We start from the raw sequence: 23,291 nt of genomic DNA on the forward strand, positions 1-23,291 counted from the left end.
AGGGTATTGAACGGGATTGGTCGAACCGGGACTACCCTGCCGCGACTGCACTCTTGAGAGCTGCGACGAAGCCTTCTGCCGCCTGGGCGGGGGTGGCCTGCCCGAACAGCACCTGCTCGGTGAATGGCGATAGCAATCCCTCCATGGCGCTGGCTCCGGCGGGAGTCACGGGCTCGACCTCACCGATGCCGTCGGCGAGGTCGTCGAGGAACTCCACCACGGAGACGTCGTTCGGGGAAAGTTTCGGCTTGATATGTTCCCGAATCTTCTCGTTGGCCGGAACCCCTCGTTCGGTGAGCATGATGTCCCCCGCAGTTTCGCTGTTGGCGAGGAAATCAAGAAAGAGCGCAGCCTCGGCGGGATGTTCGGTGCGGCTCGACACCGACCAGAACATGCTCGTCTTGTAGTACGCGGAACCGTCGGCGCCGCCATCCGGCGTGGGTACGCGCATGATCCGCAACGGCGCGCCGCTCGAATCCGCGAGAGCGGTCAGTTGACTATTCCACCAGGTCGCCATGCCTGCCCGATTCGTCGCCGTCATGGATTCGGCCTGACCCGCACTGAGTTTTTCTACAACGGTTGAGGCCGGAGGCATGACGCCGTCGTCGACCATAGCGAGCATATACTCGAACCAATCCTTCACGGTTTCCGTTTCGATCGACACCTCGCCGTCAGTGTAGAGCGCGTCACCGGCCTGGCGTGCCCACGTGCGCAAGCTTCCGTCCTCGAAGCCCCAGGTCTGCACCCCGAAAGAATCGCCACCTCCACCGGCCGAGAGCTGAGCTCCGAGCGTTGTGAAGTCTTCCCAGGTCCAATCTCGGTCGTCGGGCAGAGCAACTCCGGCCTGTTCGAACAGGTCAGGATTGACCACGATAGCCTGACTGTTGAGCGCCGTCGGGATGCCGTAGCGCCCACCATCGATCTCCCCGGTGGCAAGGGCCGACTCCGGAAAGTCCGACAGGTCGATCGCGTCGCCCGTGCCATTCAAGTCGAGAAGAGCGCCGCGCTCCCCGTACGTCGCGATGTACTTCTCGTCCATTTGCATAATGTCCGGCGTGTCGTTCGCAGCTGTAGCGGTAGCGAGCTTGTCCCAATAGCCAACCCAGTCGCTGAACTGCCCCTCGATGGTGATGTTGGGGTTTTCCTTTTCAAAGGCCGCGATCACCTCATTTGTCGCCGCGGTGCGCAGGTCATTGCCCCACCAGGTGAAGGTGAGTGTGACGGGCTCATCCGACAGCGTCGCTGCGTCAGTCCCTCCTCCGCTTCTGACGCACGCCGTCAGCATCAGGGCAGTTGTGGCGGCGAGGGCGATAAAGACCATGGTATTTCTGGTCGATCGGGTGACTCTCAAGGTAAATCCCTTCGTTGCGATTCGGGGGAACGACCGTCCCATGGTGTAAGGCGGTTGCCGTACGGTCGGTCCGAGCTGTGCGGACCTACGGTACGGATCAGCCGGCCGCTATGGCAGCTTTCAGGTCTCTGATGAAGCCCTGGGCCGCCTCGGCGGGAGTCGCCTGCTTGAACAGGACTTGTTCTGTGTACCGCTTGACGATTGCCTCTATAGCGCTACCACCAGCCGGGGTAAGCGGTGGCGCCTCGCCGACCACGTCGGTCAGCGAGTCAAGGAATGCGACGACACTCTTACCTGATTCAGGAAGCGTCGGTTCCAGGTAGGAACGGATCGCGTCGTTGGCCGGCACTCCGCGGTCGGTACCCAGCAAGGTGGCAGCTTCCTCGGAATTCACCAGGTAGTCGAGAAAGACGGCCGCTTCGGCCGGATGGGCGGTGCGGGCGGATACCGACCAGTACATGGATGGCTTGAAGTAGGCGGAGTCCGAAGCGGCATCTGCCGAGGTGGGAATTTGCAGAAGCTCAAGGGGCGAACCGCTGGCGTCTTGCAGGGCGGTGAGCTGGCTGGCCCATCCGGTGGCGAAACCGGCCGAATTCGTCGCAAGGAAGGATTCAGCCAAGCCGGCATTCTGACGTTCGGTGGTGGCGGATGCCGCCGGGCTGACCCCGGATTCGCTCAGCTCAAGCATGTACTCCCACCAGCTCGTGAGAGTGTCAGCTTTGATCACGACGTCACCGGCATCGTTGTAGAGCGCATCGTCGTGCTGGCGGGCCCAGTTGTTGAGTCCACCCTCCTCGAAGCCCCAAGACTGCACGCCGAAAACGTTACCGGCGCCAGCCGCGCTCACAGCCGCCCCAGCTTTCTCAAGGTCGTCCCAGGTCCACGACTTGTCATCCGGCAGGGTGACTCCGGCGGATTCCAGTACGGTCGGGTTCACCATCACCGCGTATGTCGTCAGGCCCACCGGAATACCGTAGAGCGCACCCTCCGCGGTGCCTAGATCCAACGATGACTTCGAGAAGTCCGACAGGTCAAGCAAGTCGCCCGTGTCGTTCAGATCGAGAAGTGCCCCCCGACCACCATAGGTACTGATGTATTTCTCGTCCATCTGGATGATGTCGGGAGAATCATTTGCGGCAGTCTCGGTTGCGAGCTTGTCCCAGTAGCCGTTCCAGTCCGCGTATTGCGGCTCAATGGTGATGTTCGGGTGTTCCGCTTCGAAGGCCGCGATGACGGCCTCGGTATTAGCGGTTCGCACGTCGTTGCCCCACCACGTGAACCGAAGCGTCACGGGCTCATCCGACAACGCCGCCGGGCCGGAGGTAGCGCCTCCGCCGGCACAGGCAGAGAGCGCAAGAACCGCTGCCGATGCAATCGCGACCAAGCCGATGGCCTTCCTCGCGTGTCGTTTGCCTGTCATGGTGAATCCTTTCAAAGCTGTCTGCGTTGTCATGTCATTTGCCGCCGGTAGTTGAAATGCCGGCGATGAGGAATCGTTGGCCGAATAGGAAGATGAGGAAGATGGGAATGAGCGAGACGACGCTCATCGCGAAGAGTGGACCCCAGGACGTCGACGATGTGGCGTCCATGAAGGCGCGAAGAGCCAAGGGCACCGTGTACATCTCAGGCTTCGTGAGATAGAGGAGCTGGCTAAAGAAGTCGTTCCAGGTCCAGATGAACGTGAAGATTGCCGTTGTCGCCAGGGCGGGTGTCATGAGCGGCAGGATCACTTGGGCGAAGATGCGCGGATGTCCACAGCCGTCGAGCCTTGCGGCCTCGTCGAGTTCGCGAGGAATGCCGCGAATGAACTGCACCATCAGGAATACGAAGAACGCGTCGGTTGCGAGCACCTTCGGCAGGATCAGGGGGATGAACGTGTTCACCCAGCCCAGTTGCGAGAACAGGATGTACTGCGGAACGATGATCACGTGGATGGGCAGCATGATTGTGGTCAACATGATCACGAACCACCACTTCTTGCCGGAGAACTTTAACCGGGCGAAGGCGTAAGCCGCCATGGAGCATGAGACGAGATTTCCGACAATGCAGCCCAGCACCACGAGGGTGGAATTGAGCAGGAACATACTGAACGGATGCGAGAGCGTGGTCCAGCCATCCGTGTAGTTGCTGATCTCAAAGCTGCCGATCACCAGGCCCGGATTGCGGAAGATCTCGTCGGTTGGTCGGAGTGAACTGACGACCAGCCAAAGCACCGGGTAAAGCATAAGGAGGCCAGTCCCCAGGAGCAACAAATGCTTCAGGAACGGACGGACCCAGGACGGGCGGCGTGGGTACCTGCTTCGGGAACGCCGTGGCGTCGGAAGGTCACTTGCAGTTCGCTCGTTGTCAGAGGTGCCCAGCACCCGAATCTGCGTGTCAGTCATCGTAGAACACCCAATACTTTGAGGCCCAAAAGTTGATCGCGGTGAAGACACCGATGATCACCAGGAGGAACCAGGCCATCGCCGAGGCATAGCCCATGTCGAAATTTGCGAAACCCCGGTTATAGAGATAGAGCGTGTAGAAGAGCGTCGAGTCCGCCGGGCCACCATTCCCACCGGAAATAATGAACGCCTGGGTAAAGGACTGAAACGCGTGAATGATCTGCAGCACGAGGTTGAAGAAGATGATCGGAGACAGCAAGGGGAGAGTGATCTTGACAAATGTTTGCCATCGACTCGCGCCGTCGACCTTGGCCGCCTCGAGATACATGGCTGGAACCTGTCGGAGCCCGGCGAGGAAGATAATCATCGGGGCCCCGAACGTCCAGACGTTAAGAGTAATCAGCGTGGATAGGGCCGTCGCCGGATCGGAAATCCACCCATGCCCGGCAATGCCGAACAGTCCAAGAAAGTCGTTCATCAGGCCATTGGTTCCGAACACCTGCTTCCAGAGCACGGCGATGGCTACGCTGGAGCCGAGCAGGGACGGCAGGTAGAACACCGACCGGTAAAATGACAGGCCACGAAGGCCCCTGTTCAGCAACACGGCCAGCGCCAGTCCCATGGCGAGTTGGATCGGCACGGAGACGAAGACGTAGGTGAAGGTGACACCGAGCGAGTTATGCAGCCGCTCGTCAGTCAGCATGCGAGCGAAGTTTCCCAGGCCGATGAACTCGGGAGGCTGCAACAAGTTGTATTTTGTCAAGGACAGGTAGAGAGAGGCAAGCATCGGGCCCCCCGTGATCACCGAGAGGCCAAGGAACCAGGGCAGCAAAAAGAGGTAGGCGGCTTTGTTCTCTTTTTTCTCTTTCGAGCCGCCGGCTATCTTTTTCTGTCCCAGTGTGCGGAGTTCTCCAAGGGCGCTCATGTCGTAATCACTCGCGAGTCCCGCCATCGGGATCCGCGCGTGACGCGATCAGGTTCGTGTTTCACCAAGTACCTCCTGGGCAATCGCCATTGATGTCCTAAATTGGGAAAGCGTTATCCTCACGCTTCGTCTTTTGTATCACTCCTCAAGACTCCGGCGCAAATATTTTTTAGGATGTCGACCTGGATGTAGCCGAGACAAGATCGCTGTTCCTGCCGCATTCCCCGGGAAACGACCGGAAAATTCCACATTTCGACTGTCGAATCCGAACAACTGAATCATTTCGGAATAGGCTTTCCAACGTAGAGCACCTCTCTCGGTCACGAAAGGACACAGCGCATGCCGGAACGGCCGAAGACAGCACCCGCCACCCTCCATGATGTCGCCCGTGAAGCCGGCGTCTCGCTTGCCACTGCATCCCGATCGCTTAACGGAAGCGCGCGCAAAGTCAACGACGATTATCGACAACGCGTGCACGAGGCGGCGGCGCGGCTCGATTACAGTCCCAATCTCTCCGCCCAAGCCGTAGCAAAGGGCGCGTCTTCTACGGTGGCTCTGCTCGTCAGCAACATCGCTGACCCGTATTTCTCGTCCATTGCTGCCGGCGTCATTCGCGGTGCCGAGGCTCAGGGTCTGATCGTGACGATGGCGGTCACTGAACGCAGCTCCGCACGGGAACTTCAACTCGTTCGCACGCTGCGCGGACAGCGACCGCGCGTAATTATTCTCACCGGCAGCCGCTTCGAAGGGCCACGATCTCAGGACGCGCTGGTGGCTGAGCTAACTGCGTTTACAAACACGGGTGGCCGGGTCGTGCTGATCAGCCAGCGCGAGCTCCCATTCAGCGCCGTGGTCGTCGACAACTACGCGGGGGCGCGGCGGCTCGCCAACGTTCTCTTCGAACAGGGATATCGACGATTTGCCGCGATCGGCGGAGACCGCGGCCTCATGACGAGTGGCGATCGGCTTTCCGGGTTCGCCGACGGACTCGCCGAGCACGGCATCGCGATCCACCCTGATCACATCACCCGGGGCGAGTTCACCCGAGACGGCGGGTTCGCGGCAGCTCAGGAGCTGCTCACAAAGGGCATCGAGGCGGTGCAGCTGGTCTTTGCCGTAAGCGACGTCATGGCCGTCGGAGCGATGTCCGCCCTCCGTGAAGGCGGCCGTAGCGCACCAGACTCCATCGCCGTTGCCGGGTTCGACGACATTCCGATGGCTCGGGACGTAACGCCAGCCCTCACTACGGTGAACATCCCCCTCGAAGAGGTCGGCATGCGAGCCGTGGAGCTCGCGCTGTCCTCCACGGCGACAACGAGCGATTCGGTGGTGACCGTTGGCACCCGCGTGATCGTGCGAGCGAGCACGCCGTTAGTACGCGCTGGGGACTAACCCCGACCGTGTCTGTTGACTTCTTCGAGTGGCACTGACAGGGTGGGAAAGCGTTTTCTCCGATGACGACGCTTACTCAACGAAGAGGAGCTTGCTTCATGCACAAGGCAGGAATAACTGCGCTACTCGCGGTCGGACTGACCGCCGCCACGATCACCGGTCCCGTGCAAGCGGAGCCAACCGTGCGGCCTCCCCAACCGCAATCCAGGGAGGCCGCCACCCCGTCCCAGCATGACCTCGGCCAGCAAGTCCTGTCCGACAGTGACGGCTGGGCATCCGCCGAAGGGGGCACGACCGGAGGTGCAGCCGCCGCCCCGGAAAACATCTACCGAGTCAACACCTGGCAAGGCCTGCGCGATGCTCTGGGTGGCGACAGCGCCCGTGGCGATACCACCGATCGCATGATCTACCTCGACAGCACGGTCAACGCCAACGAGACGACGAACGGCGGCCTCCTCACGTGCGCCGCCTACGCCGACCCCAGCTATAGCCTCGAGGCCTACCTGAACCAATACGATCCGGCCACCTGGGGCGCGAACAACCCGACAGGGCCGCTTGAAGAAGCCCGTGACCGTTCCAACGGAATCCAGGACGACCAGGTGCGCCAATACATCGGCAGCAACGTCACCCTCGTGGGCGTCGGAGACACCTCGGGCATCGTGAATGGCTCCTTGACCATCCGCGGCTCCGACAACGTCATCGTGCGCAATCTCGAGATAGCAGATGCCTACGACTGTTTCCCGGCCTGGGATCCCAACGACTTCGGCGGCAACTGGAACTCGGAATTCGACAACATCTCCATCTTTGAGTCGACCCACGTCTGGATCGACCATGTATCCCTCAACGATGGAGAAAACCCGCCAGAGTCCCTGCCGACGTACTTCGGCCAGAAGTACGAGGTACACGACGGCCTTCTGGACATAACGAACGAATCCGACCTCGTGACGGTGTCCTGGAACACCTTCACAGACCACGACAAGGTCATGATCATCGGCAGTTCTGATAGCCGCACGACCGACCGCGGAGCACTGCGGGTCACCCTGCATCACAATTTGTTCGAGAACACCGGCCAGCGCACGCCCCGAGTGCGTTTCGGTCAGGTCCACATCTACAACAATTACTACAACGAAACCAACGAAGGCGGGTACTACCAGTATGGCTGGGGGGCCGGCAAGGAATCAGAAATCCTGGCCGAGAACAACTACTTCGAGCTCGGTGACGGGCTTGAGGCGTCCGCTCTCATCCACAACTGGGGCGGCACCATGCTCGAAGAACGCGGCTCGTTCGTGAATGGCTCGTCGAAGCATCAGCGGGTCGACCTGCTCGCCGCCTACAACACAAACGCCGACATACCTCTGGGCGACTCGGTCACCTGGGATGCGACGCATCACGAGCGCATCGAGCCCACCCAGAGTGTTCCGAAGCTGGTCTTGAAGCACGCGGGGTCCGGCGCCCTGGAGTAGTCCGCTCGAACTCATCGTCCGACCATGGGTCGCAGCCTCCATTCCCCTGCGGCATCACGGCCGCGGCCCCTGGGCGACGAATTTCGACTAAGTTCAGCCATCGCGTTGCCCTCGAGTTACCCGCAACTCCCCCCTCGCATTGCGGCAATTGAAAACGCACTCTAGAGTGTGGGTAAACGCTTTCCAGTCAGCCCGATGCCGCAGAATAGGCCTTCTCGGCCTCGTTCATTTCCCAAGAGAAAGAGGACCCCGTGTCAGAGACGACCATCGGCATCATCGTAAACGGCGCCACCGGGCGTATGGGCTACCGCCAGCATCTCGTGCGTTCGATCCTCGCCATCCGCGAGCAGGGCGGCGTGCTGCTCAAAAACGGTGACCGCCTGCAGGTCGAGCCCATCCTCGTGGGCCGCGATGAGAAGACCCTTCGGGAGCTCGCCGCCAAACACAGCATCGAGCACTATACGACCGACCTCGACGAGGCCCTCGCCGACCCGCGCTGGCAGATCTACGCCGATTTTCTGGTGACAAAGGCCCGCGCCTCCGCCCTCCGCAAGGCCATCGCGGCCGGCAAGGCGATCTACACCGAGAAGCCCGTAGCAGAGACCTTTGAGGAAGCCCTCGAACTGGCCGCACTGGCCGAGGCTGCGGGTGTCAAGAACGGCGTCGTGCACGACAAGCTCTATCTGCCCGGCCTCCAGAAACTCAAACGCCTCATCGACTCCGGCTACTTCGGCCGCATTCTGAGCGTGCGCGGCGAATTCGGCTATTGGGTGTTCGAGGGAGACTGGCAGCCTTCCCAACGTCCTAGTTGGAACTACCGCAAGCAAGACGGTGGCGGCATCATCGTGGACATGTTCCCGCACTGGAACTACATACTCGAGAACCTGTTCGGCCGGGTTGAATCGGTCTATGCCCGCGCCATCACGCACATCCCCACCCGGGTCGACGAGAGCGGCGATCTATACGAGGCCACCAGTGACGACTCCGCCTATGCCATCTTCGAACTCGAGGGCGGTATCGTCGCCCAACTCAACTCGAGCTGGACCGTGCGCGTCAACCGCGACGAACTCGTCGAATTCCAGGTGGACGGCACCCTCGGCAGCGCTGTCGTCGGCCTGTTCGGTTGCAAGATTCAGCCGCGCAACGCCACGCCGAAGCCGGTCTGGAACCCTGACCTGGCCGAAACCCACGACTACGCGACCGATTGGCTCGAGGTGCCCGACAACGACGTGTTCGAAAACGGCTTCAAGACCCAGTGGGAGGAGTTCATCCGCCACGTCGTCGAAGACGGCCCCAACGAGTTCGACCTACTCTCCGGCGCGCGCGGCGTGCAGCTCGCCGAGCAGGGCCTGGTGAGTTCGGCAACCCGCCGTCGCATCGACCTGCCCCTCGTCACCCTGCCCGAAGTAGCCCCGAGCCTCGTCCAGTCATGACCGACCTCGTACTGCTCGACGCGCACGGGGCTACCCGGCGCACGCCGCTGCATTCGTCATCCGCGTTCGCGAAGCCACGCGCGCCGCTCAGGTCGCGCGTGGCGTACGCCGCAGCGCACGTCATTCCACGGAACTGGGCCGACAACGTTCCAGGCTCCCCCGCCGATATCGATTGGGATGCCACCCTCGCCTTTCGCCACCACGTTTGGTCGTGGGGGCTCGGTGTCGCCGACGCCATGGACACGGCGCAGCGCAACATGGGCCTCGACCCCGCAGCCACCCGCGAGCTGGTCACCCACAGCGCGGCCGCGGCCCGTTCGGTCGGCGGCGCGCTCGTGGTCGGCGTCAACACCGACCACGTCGAAGACGAGCAGATCTCCCTCGACGCCGTCATTGACGCCTACAAGCAGCAACTGCACTTCACGGAGGATGCCGGTGCCGGCGTCGTCTTGATGGCCAGCCGTCACCTGGCCCGCGCCGCGACATCCGCTGACGACTATCGCCGCGTGTATCGCGAGGTACTGGGGGCGGCGAGCACGCCGGTCACCCTGCATTGGCTCGGCGCGGCTTTCGATCCGCAGCTCGCCACGTACTTCGGTTCGGCCGACAGTGCTCCGGCCGCCGAGACAGTGCTGGCGATCATCGAGGAAAACCACGAGCACGTGGCTGGCATCAAGATGAGCCTGCTCGATGCCGATGCAGAGATCGCCGTACGCTCGCGTTTGCCCGCGTCGGCGCGCATGTTCACCGGCGACGATTTCAACTACGTCGGTCTCATCGCCGGCGACGGCACTGCCCATTCCGATGCCCTGCTCGGCGCCTTCGCCGCTGTCGCCCCAAATGCCTCGGCAGCCATCCAAGCGCTGGACGCCAACAACCCGGCCGAATACGCCCGCATTCTCGGCCCGACCGAGGCCTTGTCCCGACAGATCTTCGCGGCACCGACGTTCTATTACAAGACCGGCGTCGCCTTTATGTCGTGGCTGAACGGCCACCAGGCCGCTTTCAGCATGGTGGGCGGCCTGCACGCCACGCGCAGCCTGCCGCACCTGTCCGAAATCGTGCGCCTCGCCAACGATTCCGGCGCCCTCGAACGCCCCGAACTCGCTGCCACCCGCTGGCGCGGCATGCTGACCCTGAACGGAATCGACGTATGAGTCTCGTGATCGCACCCCCGCACCCCCGATTCTCGCTCAACCAGGCCACCATTAAATATGCCTCGCTCGCCGAAGCCGTGCGCCTCAGCGCCGAGTCCGGAGCCGAGAGCCTCGGCCTCTGGCGCGAGCCCGTGGCCGAGGTCGGCCTCGACAAAGCCGTTCGACTCGTGGCCGAAGCCGGGCTCCGCGTGTCGAGCCTCTGCCGCGGTGGGTTCTTCACCATGGCGGAAGGCCCCGCGCGCCGGGCCGCCATCGACGACAACCGCCGAGCCCTGGCCGAGGCCGCAGCGCTCGGCGCCCCAACACTCGTGCTCGTAGCCGGTGGTCTGCCCGATGGCTCCCGCGACCTTGCTGGAGCGCGAGAACGTGTGCGCGATGCTCTCGGTGAGCTCGCCCCCGAGGCCCGCGCGGCCGGGGTCACCCTCGCGATCGAACCTCTGCACCCCATGTATGCCTCCGACCGGGCCGTGATCTCCACGCTCGGGCAGGCGCTAGACATCGCCGAGCAGTTCGGAGCGGATGCCGTTGCCGTCGTCGTCGACACCTTCCACGTCTGGTGGGACCCGCAGCTCTTCGCTCAGATCGCGCGCGCCGGCGCCGGCGGCTACATCGCGAGCTACCAGGTCTGCGACTGGGCCACCCCGCTGCCCGCCGACGTGCTGCTCGCGCGGCACTACCCCGGCGACGGCGTGATTGACTTCGAGGCAATCACGCGAGCCGTGCTCGCGGCCGGCTACACGGGTGACATCGAGGTCGAAATATTCAACCGGGACATTTGGGATGCCCCCGCTGCCGAGGTCGTCGCGCGAACCATCGCATCCTTTGGCACGAGCGTCGGTGTGCACCTGCCGAGCTGAACTCGTCACAGGACGCGTTCGCGAAACCCGTCGTCCGTGCCGGGTCCCACGAACGGGCCCTTACAGGATGGCGCTGATCGTCCACCTCGCCTGATGCACAGCTCCAGCCGTCAGGTTCACCAAACTGTCATGGGAATTGAAAGCGTCCGGAGCGCACGTCATCGGTTCGACGGCGAGGCCTAACCGGTCATGACCTCCGCCCGGAAGGTCAGCGGTGTGAATTTGAACCCACGAGCATGAATCATCAAATGTCATGGCCACGCCTGCCCCGTCGCGTTCCCGCAATTCGACGCTGGCCAGTCCGTCGTGGCGACTCAGTGCGGTGAAAGCATGATCGATTTCAGTCGATCCGATCTCGCGCGGCTGACGAAAATCAAAGGTGCTATTCTGCACCGGAGCCAACGCGAGCGGGAGCAACCGGTCGGCACTGACTTCAAGGTATCGATCCGCGGGAAGAGACAGGGTCCAACTGTTCAGGGGTGAGGCACCGGCGCGCAGGTAGGGGTGCGGGCACACCCCGTATGGCGCAGTGGCTGTACCCAGATTCGTGGCCTCGACCGAGGTGCGCAGCCCGGAGGCCGTCACGGAATACGTCACGCTGAACGCAAGGTGAAACGGGTAGCCGATGCTCGGCAGCAGGTCCAGGCCCAGCGTCACTGCATCGGACGTGTGCGCGACGAGGTGCCAGCGCTGGTTAAAAACCAGGCCGTGCAGTGCGCAATTACGGCTCGGTTCATTGATCGGCAGCTGGTGCACGATGCCGTTGGCCTCATACTGCCCATCCGCAATCCGGTTGGGCCAGGGCGCTGCCAAGGCCCCGCGATAAGCGATCATGGGTTCGTCGACGGCGAAGCTGACGATGAGTTCACGACCCAGAAATTCCAGCTCGCGCAGGCACGTACCGAGCTCGGTGATGACGGCGCGGTAGCCGAAGCCCGCGATCTCATGTTGAATGCCGGTGGCGCCGACGAAGGTCCTGGTCGGCTTCAGTCCCTGCGTCATTTGAGGGCGATCGCTGACCAGGAGACCGGGGGTAGCGTCACGGTCAGCACCCCATCCGTGAGAACAGCACCGGCCAGCGCCTGCAGGCCGACCCTGGTCTGATCTGCCAGCGTGTTCTTGGCATACGCGTCGGAATCGTGCAGACTGACCGCCTCATCGACAACGGATGCGCCCAGCTCGGCCACATCGATCGTCACCTGCAGCGACTCGGTCTGGCTGCGGTTCACCAGGAACACCGCAGCCCGGCCGCTTTCCTCGTCAAAGGTCGCCACGGAATCCACCAGCGGAGCCGCGCCGTAAACGGCAGTCTCATACCTGCCGACGTCGATTCGGGGCCGCAACACCTCGCCGCGGGCCAGCCGCGACGTGACCGAAAATGGGAAGAACGTGGTTTGACGCCAGGATGCCCCACCCGGCTCCGTCATGATCGGCGCAATCACGTTCACCAGTTGAGCCAGCGATGCCGACCCGACCCGGTCGTGATTCTTCAGCAACGTGATCAGCAGGTTGCCCAGCACCACGGCATCCGCTACCGAATAGGTGTCTTCGAGCTGGCGCGGTGCAATGCGCCACTCGTCGTTGACTTCCTCAGAGGCCTGATGCTCGTCGAGGTACCAGATGTTCCACTCGTCGAACGAGATCTTGATCGTTTTCTTGCTCTGCAGCTTGTTCTTCACGTGATCGGCCGTCGACACGACGGTGTCGATGAAATACTGCATATCCAGCGACGACGCGAGATACGAACCCAGGTCCCCATTGCGCTCCTGATAGTAGGCGTGCGCGGAGATATAGTCGACGTGCTCGTAGCTATGCTCGAGGACGGTGCGCTCCCAGTCACCAAAAGTCGGCATCGTTGACCCCGAGGACCCACAGACCACGAGCTCCAGGTTCTTGTCGGCGGCCTTCAGCGCCTGCGCCGTGCGGGCGGCCAACTTGCCGTAATCATCGGCCGACAGATAGCCGGTCTGCCATGGCCCATCCATCTCATTGCCCAGGCACCACATACGAATGTCGTGCGGCGCACTCGTACCGTTGGCAATGCGCTGGTCGCTGAGCGCGGTGCCAGACGGATGATTGGCGTACTCCAGCAGATCCAGCGCATTTTCGATTCCCCGCGTACCGAGATTGACGGCCATCATCAGCTCGGAGCCCGTCAGCTTGCACCAACGCGCGAACTCGTCCAGGCCGACCTGATTGGTTTCGAGTGAATGCCAGGCCAGGTCGCGGCGCACCGGACGCTCGTCCTTGGGCCCGACACCGTCCTCCCAGCGGTAGCCGGAGACGAAATTTCCCCCTGGGTAGCGGATGGTCGATGACCCCAGCTCCTTGACCAAATCAACCACATCCAGCCGAAACCCGTCTTCATTGGCCGTTGTGTGACCGGGCTCATAGATGCCGTCATAGACACACCGGCCCAGGTGCTCGACGAAGGAACCGAAGATGCGGCGATTGATCGGGGCGACGAGCATCGTACGATCGATGGCAATCCGTGCCTGGGGCATTGGTGCGTACTCCCTTGATTCGTGAGGTGGATGGAGGGGAGGTTTTTCGTCGTTCATGTTCAGGCCGACACCGATGATCGCACCAGCGCGTCTTGACGAACATCCACCATGCGCAGATTCGCCGCGGTGACCTCATGAACATCGCCGGTGATCGCAACGATGGCGCGGGCCGTTGACACACCGGGAATGCGTCGCACCCGTGCTGTTTTCTCGCTGACGATCGCGCCGTTGGTGGCCTCTTCTGCCCGCGCACCATCCGAGGCGGCCGAGTGCGAAGCGAACCACACCTCGACATCGCCGGGCTCAACGACCTTGACCATGCGCCGGTCGCTGAAAGCGAATCGACTCGCCGGAACCGAGAAGGTCAAACGCACGGACTCCTCCGCATCGAGTTCCACGCGGGAGTAGCCAAGCATTTGCACCACCGGCCGGGCCACCGTGCCGTGCACGTCGTGCCCGTACAGCTGCACTGTCTCGGAGCCACGAACGGCGCCGGTGTTGGACACCGTCACCGCGGCCGTGAAGACGCCGCCGGCCGCCACGGCAGTATCGACGTCGAGGTCAAAATAGTCGAAGGAAGTGTACGACAGGCCGAATCCGAAGGGGAATAGCGGCGTCGAATCGGTCGCGGTGACGTCGGACGGCCCGCCCAGAATCGGGTGCAGGTACGAATACGGCTGCGCGCCGGCCGAGCGCGGCATCGAAACCGGAAGGCGCCCCGACGGATTCACCCGGCCCGTGATGATGTCGACAATTGCCTGACCGCCGCCCTCGCCGGGAAAGAATGCCTGAAGCACGGCAGCCGGGGCTGCGCCCTCAACGGCCCACCCGATCGCGTACGGCCGCCCGGTCAACAGCACCATGATGACCGGTGTTCCGGTCGCGATCACGGCCTCGACCAGTTGGCGTTGCACACCGGGTAGCTCTAGAGATTCGGAGTCGTTGCCCTCGCCGACGGTGCCTCGACCAAAGAGCCCCGCCTGATCTCCCACGACGACAATGGCCAGTTCGCTCGACGACGCAGCGTGCACTGCTGCATCGAAGCCGGAGTCGTCGTCGTCCTCGACGGCGCAACCTTCGGCGTAGACGAACGCCGGAACGGCGAGGCCGGCCGCTTCGAAGGCACCGGGGAGCGAGTCCAGTACCGTCGGGATCTCGAAGCCGAGCGGGAGATCGGGATAGCCGGAGAGAACATGGTTCGCAAAGGAGTAGCAGCCCTGCAGCGCCTCAGCACGATGCGCATTGGGGCCGATGACCGCAACCTTCGAGAGTGGTCGTGCCCGACCTTCCAGGGGGAGAACGCCGTGGTTCGACAACAACACGACGGATTCCTCGGCGAGCCGGCGGGCCAGCTCGCGGTGCCGCGGCGAGTCGAGGTCGATGTCCGTTGGCGCATCACCCTCGAAGGCATCAGCATCGAGCAGCCCCAATTCTTCCTTCTGCGCGAGAGCACGCAACACCGCGCGGTCGACATAGGCCACATCGAACTTTCCCGCACGGATGCGATCAGCTAGGGGCTGCAGGTAGGCGTCGGCGGTTGGCAGTTCGATGTCGATGCCCGCTTCGAGCGCTAGCGCCGCTGCCTCGCCTCGATCGGCCGCGACGGCATGCATGACCTCAAGGAAAGCCACTGCGAAGTAGTCGGCGACGACAACGCCGGTGAATCCGATTTTCTGGCGAAGTACACCGGTGAGGTAGTCGCCATTGGCCGCCATCGGAATTCCATCGATGTCGGTATACGAATTCATGACGGACTTCGCGCCGCCGTCGAGGATCGCCATCTCGAACGGCGGCAGGAAGACGTCCGCGATCTCTCGTGGGCCGGCGTGTACCGGCGCATGATTACGACCGGCGCGCGATGCGGAGTATCCGAGGAAGTGTTTCAACGTCGCATGCACCCCAGCTCCCTGAAGGCCGCGCACGTACGCCGTGCCGACGGTGCCGACGAGATAGGGATCCTCTCCGATGCACTCATCGACCCGACCCCAGCGGGGGTCACGGATCACGTCGAGCACGGGGGCCAGCCCTTGGTGAATGCCCAGTTCTTTCATTGACTCGCCGATGACGCCGGCCATCTCCTGTACCAACGCTGGGTCGAACGAGGCGCCCCAGGCGAGCGGCGTCGGGAACGTGGCCGCCTTCCATGCGGCGAGTCCGGTCAGGCACTCTTCGTGCACGAGCGCGGGGATTCCCAGTCGCGTCTCGCGCTTGAGGCGGCGCTGCTCAGCCCACAGCCAGGCGGCGCGTTCCGCCGGCTCAACCGGGCGTGTGCCATAGACGCGGGTGTAGTGCCCGATGCCATGCCTGGTCACCTCGGCGAGGTCGGTAGACGCCTTCTGCCCCGCAGCCATCTCACCCTGCATGGGTGCGACGACGCCGTTCTGGTCCAGCCAGTAGCCGACGATCTGAGCGAGCTTCTCTTCGAGAGTCATCCGAGCATGGAGCGCGCGTACGCGTTCCGACACCTCGGGCATAGCTAAGACTGTTTCAGTCACGAATTCATCACTTTCATTCAGGGTCAAATATGCGGTTAGTCCACCGCGCGCAAGCAGCACGTCACGGCCAGCACTGCGCGTACGGCTCAGCCCTTGACCGCCCCGGTCAATCCGCCGACAATGCGGCGCTCGAACAGTGTGAAGAAAATGAGCGCCGGAATCATGGAGAGGGAGGTGAAAGCCAGGACGCTGGCCGTATCCACCGAATACTGCGAGGCGAACGCCTGCACACCCAGTGGCAGGGTGTAGGTCGATTGGTCGCTCAGGATGAACAGCGGCAGTAGGTAGCTGTTCCAGCTGGCGACGAAGGCGAGGATGCCGGTGGTCACGACGCCAGGAATCGACAACGGCACGACCATGCGAAAGAAGAAGCCGAGGCGGCTCGCACCGTCAATCGATGCGGCCTCCTCAATCTCATCGGGAATCGCTTTGAGGAACGGCACCAGGATAATGACGGTCACTGGCAGGCCGAACGCAATTTGCGGCAGGATCACACCGGCCAGGCTGTTCATCAGCCCGAGGTCCTTGACCAGGATATAAAGCGGCGTGATTGCAACGGTCATCGGAAACATAAGGCCGGCCGCGAACAGGGAATACATCGCCGCGCGCCCCTGAAAGTGGTAGCGAGCAAGTACAAAGCTGACCATCACACCCAGCACCACGACGCCGATCGTCGTCGTGAGACCGACGATGGCCGAGTTGCCGATCTGCTGCCAGAAGGTCGCACTCGACAAGACGTTGAGATAGTTGTCGAAACGCCACGGAGTCGGAAACCCTGCGGGCGACGAGGTGATCTGGGAATTGTCGCGGAAGCCCCCGGTCACGATGTAGAGAACCGGACCCAGGCTCAGGGCGATGAACAGGAAGGCGATGAAGTAGGTGACGGGGTTGCCCCACTTCTGGCGTTCGCGAGTGCCGCGCACCTCGGGCAGTTCCTCTTCGAGCATTGGCCTCACACTCGTCATTGTGGACATTATTTCTGCCTCTCAGTGAGCGCGCCAGCCGTGTCGCGTCGCAATACGAAGCGCTGATAGGTCAGCGCAATGACGAGTGAGATCAGGAACATGACGACCGCGACGGCGCTGCCGTAGCCGAAGTTGCCCGACGTACGACCGTTCGCGACCATATATGTCGCCATGGTCGATGTTCCCGCTGTCGAAGCGACGTACTGGCCCCAGATAATGAAGACGAGATCGAACAACTGGAGCGACCCGATGATCGAGAGGAATGCCCAGATTCGCAGTGTCGGGCCGAGCAGCGGCAGGGTGATGTGGCGCTGCACCTGCCAGTAGGTCGCCCCGTCAATCGACGCTGCCTCAAAAAGCTCCTCGGGGATGCTTTGAAGTCCGGCGAGGAACAGGATGACCGCAAAGCCGACGTACTTCCAGGTGATGATGACCATCAGCGACCAAATGGCGATCTTGGGATCCGAGAGCCAGTCGGCCCTGAACGCCCCTAGCCCGACAGCGGCCAGGAGGTCGTTCACCGCGCCATTGGTCTGGAGCATCAGTCCCCACCCGATGCCGACGATAACCTCCGAGATGATGTACGGCACGAAGATCAGAACTCGTATAAGGGATCGTCCTCGGATTTTCTGGTTGAGCAGCAGTGCAAGAAAGATCGCGACCGGCAGCTGGAAAACCAATGACAGCACGACGATGATGCCATTGTGCAGCACCACTTCGTGGAATGCGCTGTCTGCGAAGATGATGAAATAGTTGCCCCAGCCGACGAAGTCGGTTGCCGGCCCATAGCCCTTCCAGCGAAAAAAGCCGTAGTACGCGGCCAGGATGACGGGAAGGATCACGAAGCTGACGAAGACGATGATTGCCGGCCCGGAGAGGATCGTGATCTCCAGGCGCTTACGCCAGTCTGCCGTCTTTCGTGTGGGGCGCGGTGTGGCCGGGGACGACGCACGAGGTGCGCCATCCCCAACCTTCTTCGTGCCCGGCATCGGCCGCTCGTCGGTCAACGACGCGGCGCCTGCGGACTCTTTTCTCATGGGTTCGAGTTATCCCTTGGCTGCTGCCGCGTTGACGCCTGAAACCAGGTCCGCTGCCCCACCCTTGCCGGCAAGCATGTCGACGACGCCGGTGTTCAGCGCGGTGCCCACGTTTTGTCCGAACAGAGTGTCCAGCCACACCGTCACGTATGGTGCGTCGTTGTAGGCAGCCAGGATGGACTGCAAAGCGCTATCAGAAACGACGCCCTGGGCTTCGGTGTTGGCCGGAAGAGTGTGGAACGCGTTTGCGTACCCCTCCTGCTGTTGCTTCTGCATGAAGAAGTTGAGGAAATCGGTGCACTGCTGCTTGGGAGCCTGTGCTGAGCAGGTGAATCCGTCCACGCCACCCATCATCGCGCCCGGCGTACCGTCGCCGCCTGTCACCTCGGGGAAGGGGAACCAGCCGAGGTCGGGTAGCGGCTTCTGGTCAGGGGTCAGGCTGGCGATCACACCCGGGTTCCAGGCCCCCATGAGCTCCATCGCTGCCTCGTGATTGGCCAGGAGGCCAGCCGAACTGCCTGCCCCCTGCTGCGCCGAGGTGGTGAGGAAGCCTTGGTTGAACGGCTCGGTCTTCACAAATGTTTGCATGTTCTCACTCGCCTTCAGCCAGCACGAGTCGTCGAACGTCTTGGTCTTGGCGGCCTCGTTCATAGCGTCCTGCGAGCACGCTCGCTGCGCGAAGAAGTAGTACCAGTGCGCAGCGGGCCAGGCGTCCTTCGCACCCACGGCGATCGGCGCCACACCAGTGGCCTTGAGCTTGTCCACCGCAGCGTCAAGCTCATCCAACGTCGTTGGCACCGCATCGATGCCGGCCTCCGCGAAGAGGTCTTTGCTGTAGAAGATGCCACCAGGGAGCACAGCGGTCGGCATGCCGTAGATCTTGCCGTCAATCGCGAACGCGCTGAGTACGCCTTCGGGGACTGCCGCTTTGGTGGCGTCGGCAATGGAATCGGTGATGTCCATGGCCTGTCCGGCCGCTACAACGTCCGCCAGCTTGCCGCCGCCGCGAGCCATGAAGATGTCCGGTGCATCGCCGGAGTTCAGCGCGGTCTGGAGCTTTCCATCCATCTCTTCGTTCTGGATGGACTGCATCTCGATAGTGACCTTCGGGTTTACAGCTTCGAACTCGGCGATCGTCTTTTCCCAGTAGGCCTTGCCTTCTCCGGTCGTTGAGTTCTGCCAGAAAGTCAGGGCGACGGTGTCGCCCTGACCGCTGTCTCCGCCGCTGGCGCAACCGGAGGCGAGCAGTGCGGTACTTGCGGCCAGCGCGAGAATACCCGCGAATCGATTTTTCCGCTTCATTGTGGAATCTCCTTGATAGGGATAGGTGACATTCGTTACTTACCTGGTGCACACAGAGCCTCTCAGGATGGCTCCGTCGTTGTCAATCGATATCGATATCGATTTCGATAACGTTTTCTACTTCGACGACAGCCCACAAAGAGACTCTGCCGACCGTGACTTTGCGGCCGGACCGATGTCCATCGGCGACCACGATCAACTCGGGACCGCGACAGACCTGGGCGGCAAAGCCACCAGGTACACGCCCGGATGGATGTGCCCCCGTGCGTTTCGAATCGACTGCTGCTGAACGTGAACTGCTGCCTTATGAGGTATTCAAGCGGCGTTCCGCAGTGCCTCACGCAGCGCCTCGTACTGCGGCTTGGGATTGGAGTGCACGTCGAAGATCAGCCCGGCACCCTGTCCGGTGAACCAGCCCGGGATCCACGAGTTCGCGTCCGAGACACCCCACGCCGTGAAGGAGTTGCACGCCTCGACGGCCAGGCACGCCTCGAGGGTGCGCACCCAATACTCCACCTGCTCGGCGCCCTCCGCTGCGTCCGCCGGTGTGTTGGTGTAGGTACCGTTCGACTTCTGGGTAACGAAGGTGCGCACATCCACCTCGGTCAGTGCGACCTCGATGCCCTGGTCAGCGAACCGCTGCAGGTTGCTCTGCAGGTCGGGGAAGCCATATTGGGTGTCCAGGTGGCTCTGGAAGCCAACACCCTGGATCGGCACGTCGTCGGCCAACAGTTCCTGGACGAACGCGTACGCGGCGTTGCTCTTGGGCCCCGTGAACTCGAGGTTGTAGTCGTTGTAGAACAGGAGGGCCGCGGAGTCGGCCTCGTGCGCCCAGCGAAACACGTCGGCGACGTATTGCTCGCCAGGCAGACCCAGCTCCTCGTACGCCTGGTACCAGAGCGTCTCGCGAAAGCTCCCCGTGGCATCGTCGTTGAAAATCTCGTTGACGACGTCCCACTGCTGGATATCGCCGGCGAAGTGCTCGGCAACGGTCCGGACGTGGTTTTCCAGGATCGCGCGCAACTCCTCAGCGCTGAACTGGCCGGTCGTGAGCCAGGCCGGCAGCTGGTTGTGCCACACGAGGGTGTGCCCGCGGACGACCTGGCCGTTGGCCTCAGCGTTGGCGATGAGCGCCTCCGCCGGCGCCCAGTCGTACACGCCAGGCGCCGGGTTGACGGCCTCCCACTTCATGACGTTCTCGGCCGTCACGCTGGAATACTGGGTGTTGACGATGTTGCGATACTTGCCGTTCTTCGCCAACAGGTCCGCGTTCACGGCGACGCCGAACTCAATGCCGGCCTCTTCGGCGAGGCCACGCAGGGTGTCCTCCCCTATGACGGCCGAGTGCTGCGAGGCGCTCGGGTCCGCCGGCGGCGCGGGCGCAGCGAACGCTCCGGTGGGGACGACCACCAGTGAAGCCACCGCCAGGGCGGCGACGGTGAGGAGATGGGCAGTGCGCACTTTATGCTCCTTTGCATAGGCCGCCGGTGGCACTGTTTGGATATCGTTATCCACCGGTCAGGTGAAGGCTAGCAGGGTATGTTTAGCGGGTCAACAAATTCTCACGGCGGCAGTGAGTCGGGGGTGTCCCACCGCGCTGTACCCTGAGCATTATGAACAGCGATGTCAACCGATCCCCCCTGCTCGGGCGAGTGACAATCGCCGACGTCGCTCGCGAAGCCGGCGTTTCCGTGCCGACGGTGTCAAAGGTTGTCAATGGGCGCTACGGTGTCGCGCCCGCGACCTTCAAGCGAGTGACAGAAGTCGTCGCCGCACTCGGCTATGAGACCTCCCTCGTGGCGGCGAGTTTGCGGCGACAGCGCACCAACGTGATCGGAATCCTCGTCCCTGAATTCGAGTCGTTCTCGGCCGAACTTCTCAAGGGCATCTCGACGGCTGCCACCGGGACCGGCTATGAGTTACTCGCGTATTCGGCCCTCGCTCCGGGCGGGATCAGTGCTGGCTGGGAACGCCGATCCCTATCCCGCCTGGCCGGCACGCTCATCGACGGTGCCATCATCGTCACGCCGACGTTGCTCATGCCGACGACCTCGATCCCGGTCGTCGCTATTGACCCGCATGACGGGCCGGGCGGACCTTCCACGATCGACTCGGACAATATCGGTGGCGCCCGGGTCGCCACCGGACACCTGATCGAGTTGGGACACCGCCGCATTGCCCATATCCGCGGGCGCACCGACCTTGCATCGGCCCAGTTGCGTGAGGCCGGCTACCGCGAGTCTCTGGAGCAGGCCGGCATACCGTTCGACCCAACGCTTGTCTGCGACGGTGAATACCAGACTGCCTTGACAGCCAAGACGGCCCGCGAATTGCTGATGCGTCCGGATCGGCCGACCGCGGTGTTCGCCGCCAACGATATGTCCGCACTCGGCGTGCTGAACGCGGCACGCGACCTCGGACTTCGGGTACCGGAGGACGTTTCCGTCATCGGGTTCGACGACGTTCCCGAAGCCGCGAGCTCGAAGCCGCCGCTGACGACCATGGCCCAGCCGCTGCACGACATGGGAGCACAGGCCCTGCGCATGCTCGTGAAGTTGCTCGACGGCGAGGACATACCCAACCATGTCCAGCTGCCCGCTGAACTCGTGGTCCGGGCGAGCACTGGCCCCGCGCCAATCGCATTCTAACTTTTCATTTGACACAGAGCTAGATATGTTTGGCGGGACAACATTCGATTCCAGAAAGTGACCCTGCAATGATGCGCTCCACTGCTTTCTCGGCGGCCTCGGCACCCACCCATCGGATCTGCGCATCCGTCGTGACCGTGACGGATGCCTCGGGTGTTCCCCTCGCGCACGCCGAGGTCGTCGTCTCGCAGGTGAGCCACGCCTTTGGTTTTGGCAATATCGGATTCGATTTTCTCCGCCTTGCGAACGGCGAGCCCGACGAGATCGGCACCGAGAGCCTGGCCGAGCTGTATGCCGACCTCTTCAACACGGCAACACTCCCGTTTTACTGGGGCCGCTTCGAGCCCGTGCGCGGGGCACCAGACACCGCTCGACTGCAACAAGCCGCGCGGTGGTTTCGCCAGCGGGGCGTGACCCTCAAGGGGCATCCGCTCGTCTGGCACACGGTGCAACCCGACTGGCTGCTCGGCCTGTCGCTGCAGGAGGTCGAGCGGCTGCAGCGCGAACGCATCCGCCGCGATGTTGCCGACTTCGAGGGGCTCATCGACACCTGGGACGCCATCAACGAAGTCGTCATCATGCCCGTGTTCGCTAACGGCGACAATGGCATCACGCCGCTGGCTCGCGCCAGGGGGCGCGTTGCGATGATCCGCATGGCGTTCGACGAGGCGCGAGCGGTCAATCCCCAAGCCAGGCTGCTGCTCAATGACTTCGATCTCTCAGCCGCCTATGAGGACCTCATCGAGGAGGTTTTGGAGGCCGGCATTGAGATCGATGCCCTCGGGCTGCAGACCCACATGCATCAGGGATACTGGGGCGAGGACGGCATGCTCGAGATGGTCGACCGCTTCGCCCGGTTCGGCCTGCCGCTGCATTTGACCGAGTCATCGCTTGTCTCAGGCCACCTCATGCCGGCCGACATCGTGGACCTGAACGACTACGAGATTCCCTACTGGCCATCCACTCCCGAGGGCGAGGCGCGTCAAGCGGACGAGCTCGTGCGGCACTACCGCTCGCTGGTGTCGCACCCCTCCGTCGAGGCCATCACCTACTGGGGCATCACCGACGCAGGTGCCTGGCTCGGCGCACCGATCGGGCTGGTGCGTGCCGACGGCACTCCCAAGCCGTCATACCAAGCGTTGCACGGGCTGGTCAAGGGCGAGTGGTGGCTGGCTCCCACGACCGTGGTGACCGACGCAGAGGGCAGGGTCACGGTCCAGGGATTCTCCGGCGAATACCAGCTCACTACTGGTGTCAGCTTCGCCGCTGGGGCAGGCCCCACCCGATTCACTCTCGGTTCACCGGAACAACAAATTCGCGTCACCCGTCCATCGATCGGTTGATCTCTCGGGGTCAGGGTGCGATGGGATCCAGCACG

18 protein-coding genes are annotated in these 23,291 nt (G+C 62.7%); 7 read left to right on the forward strand and 11 right to left on the reverse strand.

The features are described 5' to 3' along the window. Positions 1–31: 31 nt before the first annotated feature. The 4 genes from CXY72_RS11085 to CXY72_RS11100 form a co-directional block, all read right to left on the reverse strand. A complete protein-coding gene (locus CXY72_RS11085) occupies positions 32–1,351 on the reverse strand; it encodes an ABC transporter substrate-binding protein (protein WP_233197779.1) in 1,320 nt (439 codons plus the stop codon). A 97-nt stretch (positions 1,352–1,448) separates the two neighbouring features. Further along, the gene (locus CXY72_RS11090) at positions 1,449–2,771 is read right to left on the reverse strand and encodes an ABC transporter substrate-binding protein (protein ID WP_104127814.1); all 1,323 of its coding nucleotides are present in this window, start codon (positions 2,769–2,771) and stop codon (positions 1,449–1,451) included. Between the two features lie 34 nt (positions 2,772–2,805). After that, the gene (locus CXY72_RS11095) at positions 2,806–3,735 is read right to left on the reverse strand and encodes a carbohydrate ABC transporter permease (RefSeq protein ID WP_104127739.1); all 930 of its coding nucleotides are present in this window, start codon (positions 3,733–3,735) and stop codon (positions 2,806–2,808) included. Next, a complete protein-coding gene (locus CXY72_RS11100) occupies positions 3,728–4,660 on the reverse strand; it encodes a carbohydrate ABC transporter permease (RefSeq protein ID WP_104127815.1) in 933 nt (310 codons plus the stop codon). The genes CXY72_RS11095 and CXY72_RS11100 overlap by 8 nt, the downstream gene beginning before the upstream one ends. A 339-nt stretch (positions 4,661–4,999) precedes the next feature. On the opposite strand from CXY72_RS11100, the gene CXY72_RS11105 reads away from it, so the two are divergent. The 5 genes from CXY72_RS11105 to CXY72_RS11125 all read left to right on the forward strand — a co-directional run bounded on the left by CXY72_RS11105 (position 5,000) and on the right by CXY72_RS11125 (position 10,962). Beyond that, positions 5,000–6,052 carry a LacI family DNA-binding transcriptional regulator gene (locus CXY72_RS11105; RefSeq protein ID WP_104127740.1) on the forward strand — a complete coding sequence of 351 codons (1,053 nt, stop codon included), beginning with the start codon at positions 5,000–5,002 and terminating at the stop codon, positions 6,050–6,052. A gap of 98 nt (positions 6,053–6,150) precedes the next feature. Continuing rightward, complete coding sequence (locus tag CXY72_RS11110) at positions 6,151–7,515, forward strand: polysaccharide lyase family 1 protein (protein WP_104127741.1); 1,365 nt, start codon at positions 6,151–6,153, stop codon at positions 7,513–7,515. A gap of 299 nt (positions 7,516–7,814) precedes the next feature. Continuing rightward, a complete protein-coding gene (locus CXY72_RS11115) occupies positions 7,815–8,948 on the forward strand; it encodes a Gfo/Idh/MocA family protein (protein ID WP_104127816.1) in 1,134 nt (377 codons plus the stop codon). Continuing rightward, a complete protein-coding gene (locus CXY72_RS11120) occupies positions 8,945–10,105 on the forward strand; it encodes a dihydrodipicolinate synthase family protein (RefSeq protein ID WP_104127742.1) in 1,161 nt (386 codons plus the stop codon). Before CXY72_RS11115 ends, CXY72_RS11120 begins: the two co-directional genes overlap by 4 nt. Next, positions 10,102–10,962 carry a sugar phosphate isomerase/epimerase gene (locus tag CXY72_RS11125; RefSeq protein ID WP_104127743.1) on the forward strand — a complete coding sequence of 287 codons (861 nt, stop codon included), beginning with the start codon at positions 10,102–10,104 and terminating at the stop codon, positions 10,960–10,962. Before CXY72_RS11120 ends, CXY72_RS11125 begins: the two co-directional genes overlap by 4 nt. Positions 10,963–11,022: 60 nt before the next feature. Here CXY72_RS11125 and CXY72_RS11130 read toward each other — a convergent pair whose 3' ends face one another. The 7 genes from CXY72_RS11130 to CXY72_RS11165 form a co-directional block, all read right to left on the reverse strand. Further along, complete coding sequence (locus CXY72_RS11130; RefSeq protein WP_104127744.1) at positions 11,023–11,964, reverse strand: aldose 1-epimerase family protein; 942 nt, start codon at positions 11,962–11,964, stop codon at positions 11,023–11,025. Next, the gene (locus CXY72_RS11135) at positions 11,961–13,466 is read right to left on the reverse strand and encodes an alpha-N-arabinofuranosidase (RefSeq protein ID WP_104127745.1); all 1,506 of its coding nucleotides are present in this window, start codon (positions 13,464–13,466) and stop codon (positions 11,961–11,963) included. The genes CXY72_RS11130 and CXY72_RS11135 overlap by 4 nt, the downstream gene beginning before the upstream one ends. A gap of 59 nt (positions 13,467–13,525) precedes the next feature. Further along, positions 13,526–15,940, reverse strand: coding sequence for a glycoside hydrolase family 3 N-terminal domain-containing protein (locus CXY72_RS11140; RefSeq protein ID WP_104127746.1), 2,415 nt, complete (start codon positions 15,938–15,940; stop codon positions 13,526–13,528). A gap of 107 nt (positions 15,941–16,047) precedes the next feature. Continuing rightward, positions 16,048–16,935 carry a carbohydrate ABC transporter permease gene (locus CXY72_RS11145; protein WP_104127747.1) on the reverse strand — a complete coding sequence of 296 codons (888 nt, stop codon included), beginning with the start codon at positions 16,933–16,935 and terminating at the stop codon, positions 16,048–16,050. Beyond that, entirely contained in the window at positions 16,935–17,915 is a 981-nt protein-coding gene (locus CXY72_RS11150) for a carbohydrate ABC transporter permease (protein WP_104127817.1), read from the reverse strand. Before CXY72_RS11150 ends, CXY72_RS11145 begins: the two co-directional genes overlap by 1 nt. 57 nt (positions 17,916–17,972) lie before the next feature. After that, positions 17,973–19,265, reverse strand: coding sequence for an extracellular solute-binding protein (locus CXY72_RS11155; protein WP_104127748.1), 1,293 nt, complete (start codon positions 19,263–19,265; stop codon positions 17,973–17,975). A gap of 315 nt (positions 19,266–19,580) precedes the next feature. Next, positions 19,581–20,726 carry an endo-1,4-beta-xylanase gene (locus tag CXY72_RS11165; protein WP_104127750.1) on the reverse strand — a complete coding sequence of 382 codons (1,146 nt, stop codon included), beginning with the start codon at positions 20,724–20,726 and terminating at the stop codon, positions 19,581–19,583. Between the two features lie 152 nt (positions 20,727–20,878). Here CXY72_RS11165 and CXY72_RS11170 point away from each other — a divergent pair, with 152 nt between their 5' ends. Together CXY72_RS11170 and CXY72_RS11175 are read left to right on the forward strand one after the other, a co-directional pair. Continuing rightward, on the forward strand, positions 20,879–21,913 hold the full coding sequence (locus CXY72_RS11170; protein WP_104127751.1) for a LacI family DNA-binding transcriptional regulator: 1,035 nt from the start codon (positions 20,879–20,881) through the stop codon (positions 21,911–21,913). Between the two features lie 68 nt (positions 21,914–21,981). Beyond that, positions 21,982–23,256 carry an endo-1,4-beta-xylanase gene (locus CXY72_RS11175; protein WP_199184013.1) on the forward strand — a complete coding sequence of 425 codons (1,275 nt, stop codon included), beginning with the start codon at positions 21,982–21,984 and terminating at the stop codon, positions 23,254–23,256. Positions 23,257–23,291 lie beyond the last annotated feature (35 nt).

The sequence above is a fragment of the Cryobacterium sp. Y57 genome (assembly GCF_002929505.1).
Lineage (GTDB): Bacteria > Actinomycetota > Actinomycetes > Actinomycetales > Microbacteriaceae > Cryobacterium.

Coding starts and splice junctions, on each gene's coding strand:
- CXY72_RS11090 (WP_104127814.1), bottom strand. CDS start 2,771: ATGACAGGCAAACGACACGCGAGGAAGGCCATCGGCTTGGTCGCGATT.
- CXY72_RS11095 (WP_104127739.1), bottom strand. CDS start 3,735: ATGACTGACACGCAGATTCGGGTGCTGGGCACCTCTGACAACGAGCGA.
- CXY72_RS11100 (WP_104127815.1), bottom strand. CDS start 4,660: ATGAGCGCCCTTGGAGAACTCCGCACACTGGGACAGAAAAAGATAGCC.
- CXY72_RS11105 (WP_104127740.1), top strand. CDS start 5,000: ATGCCGGAACGGCCGAAGACAGCACCCGCCACCCTCCATGATGTCGCC.
- CXY72_RS11110 (WP_104127741.1), top strand. CDS start 6,151: ATGCACAAGGCAGGAATAACTGCGCTACTCGCGGTCGGACTGACCGCC.
- CXY72_RS11115 (WP_104127816.1), top strand. CDS start 7,815: ATGGGCTACCGCCAGCATCTCGTGCGTTCGATCCTCGCCATCCGCGAG.
- CXY72_RS11120 (WP_104127742.1), top strand. CDS start 8,945: ATGACCGACCTCGTACTGCTCGACGCGCACGGGGCTACCCGGCGCACG.
- CXY72_RS11125 (WP_104127743.1), top strand. CDS start 10,102: ATGAGTCTCGTGATCGCACCCCCGCACCCCCGATTCTCGCTCAACCAG.
- CXY72_RS11130 (WP_104127744.1), bottom strand. CDS start 11,964: ATGACGCAGGGACTGAAGCCGACCAGGACCTTCGTCGGCGCCACCGGC.
- CXY72_RS11135 (WP_104127745.1), bottom strand. CDS start 13,466: ATGCCCCAGGCACGGATTGCCATCGATCGTACGATGCTCGTCGCCCCG.
- CXY72_RS11140 (WP_104127746.1), bottom strand. CDS start 15,940: ATGCCCGAGGTGTCGGAACGCGTACGCGCGCTCCATGCTCGGATGACT.
- CXY72_RS11145 (WP_104127747.1), bottom strand. CDS start 16,935: ATGTCCACAATGACGAGTGTGAGGCCAATGCTCGAAGAGGAACTGCCC.
- CXY72_RS11150 (WP_104127817.1), bottom strand. CDS start 17,915: ATGCCGGGCACGAAGAAGGTTGGGGATGGCGCACCTCGTGCGTCGTCC.
- CXY72_RS11155 (WP_104127748.1), bottom strand. CDS start 19,265: ATGAAGCGGAAAAATCGATTCGCGGGTATTCTCGCGCTGGCCGCAAGT.
- CXY72_RS11170 (WP_104127751.1), top strand. CDS start 20,879: ATGAACAGCGATGTCAACCGATCCCCCCTGCTCGGGCGAGTGACAATC.
- CXY72_RS11175 (WP_199184013.1), top strand. CDS start 21,982: ATGATGCGCTCCACTGCTTTCTCGGCGGCCTCGGCACCCACCCATCGG.